The organism is Haemophilus sp. oral taxon 851 str. F0397, from assembly GCF_000242295.1.
Classification (GTDB): domain Bacteria; phylum Pseudomonadota; class Gammaproteobacteria; order Enterobacterales; family Pasteurellaceae; genus Haemophilus.
Window position 1 is genome coordinate 1 of record NZ_JH591068.1, and the last position, 3,403, is coordinate 3,403.

General features: G+C 48.6%; 2 rRNA genes. Both read right to left on the reverse strand.

Features of this window, described 5'->3' with window-relative positions:
* Nucleotide 1: 1 nt before the first annotated feature.
* Nucleotides 2-117, reverse strand: a 5S ribosomal RNA gene (gene rrf / locus HMPREF9096_RS07175).
* A 148-nt stretch (nt 118-265) separates the two neighbouring features.
* Nucleotides 266-3,162, reverse strand: a 23S ribosomal RNA gene (locus HMPREF9096_RS07170).
* Nucleotides 3,163-3,403: the final 241 nt, after the last annotated feature.

The window sequence follows — 3,403 nt, forward strand, 5'->3', positions numbered from 1 at the left end:
AACCTGGCGGTGCCCTACTCTCACATGGGGATGCCCCACACTACCATCGGCATTACAGCGTTTCACTTCTGAGTTCGGTATGGTGTCAGGTGGTTCCACCGCACTATCGCCGCCAGGATAATTCTTTGATAACTCGTCTTTTCTCTTTTATCTTTCGCTACTCAGTACTTACTCGACCTTTCACGCGTTCTTATTGGCCACAAGCTGAACGTTTAGTTAATTTCTTTTTCTTTCACTCTGTTTTCCAAAAACACTTGAGCGTTGTATAGTTAAGCCTCTCGGGCAATTAGTATGCGTTAGCTCAATGACTCACATCACTTACACACCGCACCTATCTACGTCTTAGTCTTAAACAACCCTTACAGGTTTATAACCTGGGAGAACTCATCTCTTGGCAAGTTTCGTGCTTAGATGCTTTCAGCACTTATCTCTTCCGCACTTAGCTACCCGGCAATGCGTCTGGCGACACAACCGGAACACCAGTGGTGCGTCCACTCCGGTCCTCTCGTACTAGGAGCAGCCCCAACCAATTCTCCAACGCCCACGGCAGATAGGGACCGAACTGTCTCACGACGTTCTAAACCCAGCTCGCGTACCACTTTAAATGGCGAACAGCCATACCCTTGGGACCTACTTCAGCCCCAGGATGTGATGAGCCGACATCGAGGTGCCAAACACCGCCGTCGATATGAACTCTTGGGCGGTATCAGCCTGTTATCCCCGGAGTACCTTTTATCCGTTGAGCGATGGCCCTTCCATTCAGAACCACCGGATCACTATGACCTACTTTCGTACCTGCTCGACTTGTCTGTCTCGCAGTTAAGCTTGCTTATACCATTGCACTAACCTCACGATGTCCGACCGTGATTAGCAAACCTTCGTGCTCCTCCGTTACTCTTTGGGAGGAGACCGCCCCAGTCAAACTACCCACCAGACACTGTCCGAGACCGCGTTCCGCAATCTTCGTTAGAACATCAAACGTTAAAGGGTGGTATTTCAAGGACGACTCCATAGAAACTGGCGTTCCTACTTCAAAGTCTCCCACCTATCCTACACATCAAAATTCAATGTTCAGTGTCAAGCTATAGTAAAGGTTCACGGGGTCTTTCCGTCTAGCCGCGGGTACACCGCATCTTCACGGCGATTTCAATTTCACTGAGTCTCGGGTGGAGACAGCCTGGCCATCATTATGCCATTCGTGCAGGTCGGAACTTACCCGACAAGGAATTTCGCTACCTTAGGACCGTTATAGTTACGGCCGCCGTTTACTGGGGCTTCGATCAGGAGCTTCTCTTTCGATTACACCATCAATTAACCTTCCAGCACCGGGCAGGCATCACACCCTATACGTCCACTTTCGTGTTTGCAGAGTGCTGTGTTTTTAATAAACAGTTGCAGCCAGCTGGTATCTTCGACCGGTTCAACCTTCGCCCGCAAGGGACTACAATCTACGCCGGCGCACCTTCTCCCGAAGTTACGGTGCTATTTTGCCTAGTTCCTTCACCCGAGTTCTCTCAAGCGCCTGAGTATTCTCTACCTGACCACCTGTGTCGGTTTTCAGTACGGTTTAGTAAAGCCTTTCGCTTAGTGGCTTTTCCTGGAAGTGTGGTATCAGTTACTTCAGCTCCGTAGAGCCTCGTCATCATCTCTCAGTGTTAAGGAAGTCCGGATTTGCCTAAACTTCCCACCTACCAACTTAAACGCACATATCCAACAGTGCGATAACCTAACCTACTCCGTCCCCACATCGCAGCTTTACCAAGTACAGGAATATTAACCTGTTTCCCATCGACTACCCTCTTCTGCCTCGCCTTAGGGGCCGACTCACCCTGCCCCGATTAACGTTGGACAGGAACCCTTGGTCTTCCGGCGAACGGGTTTTTCACCCGTTTTATCGTTACTTATGTCAGCATTCGCACTTGTGATACGTCCAGCCAACCTCTCGATTAACCTTCATCCGCTTACACAACGCTCCCCTACCCAACAGTATTGCTACTGATGCCGCAGCTTCGGTGCTATATTTCAGCCCCGTTACATCTTCCGCGCAGGCCGACTCGACTAGTGAGCTATTACGCTTTCTTTAAATGATGGCTGCTTCTAAGCCAACATCCTAGCTGTCTAAGCCTTCCCACTTCGTTTCCCACTTAATATAGACTTTGGGACCTTAGCTGGCGGTCTGGGTTGTTTCCCTCTCCACGACGGACGTTAGCACCCGCCGTGTGTCTCCTGAGTATCACTCTTTGGTATTCGTAGTTTGCATCGGGTTGGTAATCCGGGATGGACCCCTAGCCGAAACAGTGCTCTACCCCCAAAGGTGTCCGCTCAAGGCTCTACCTAAATAGATTTCGGGGAGAACCAGCTATCTCCCGGTTTGATTGGCCTTTCACCCCCAGCCACAAGTCATCCGCTAATTTTTCAACATTAGTCGGTTCGGTCCTCCAGTTAGTGTTACCCAACCTTCAACCTGCCCATGGCTAGATCACCGGGTTTCGGGTCTATACCTTGCAACTAGACGCCCAGTTAAGACTCGGTTTCCCTTCGGCTCCCCTATTCGGTTAACCTCGCTACAAAATATAAGTCGCTGACCCATTATACAAAAGGTACGCAGTCACCCTTGCGGGCTCCCACTGCTTGTACGTACAAGGTTTCAGGTTCTATTTCACTCCCCTCACCGGGGTTCTTTTCGCCTTTCCTTCACAGTACTGGTTCACTATCGGTCAATCAGGAGTATTTAGCCTTGGAGGATGGTCCCCCCATCTTCAAACAGGATATCACGTGTCCCGCCCTACTTCTCGTTAACTTAGTACCACAGCCTGGATGTCGAGTACGGGGCTATCACCCTGTGTCGCTAAGCTTCCCAGCTTATTCCTCTATCTCTGCTGTTATCATTAACAGGCTCTTTCGCTTTCGCTCGCCGCTACTGACGAAATCTCGGTTGATTTCTTTTCCTCGGGGTACTTAGATGTTTCAGTTCTCCCGGTTTGCCTCACTTACCTATGGATTCAGTAAGTGATAGTAGATTCTTCATCTACTGGGTTTCCCCATTCGGATATCTTGGATTAAACGCCTCTTATCGACTCATCCAAGCTTTTCGCAGATTAGCACGTCCTTCTTCGCCTCTGATTGCCAAGGCATCCACCTTGTACGCTTAGTCACTTAACTATACAACCTCAAATGTTTTCAATCACTTTAAGTTTTTACTTCAAAGTGCGGTCAATTTGATGCGTATTTTCATTTAACTAAACACTTGATCGCTTTTGTTCAATCAAGATTTATCACAAAACAGGTTTGCTTTCAGAGTTTCCTTCTCAGTTCCCTCTTTTTACTTTCCCATTTTGCCTACTCAGACTTTCTCTCGAAAATCTCTTGTTTTCAGCTTGTTTCCAATTTTTTAAAGAACAGT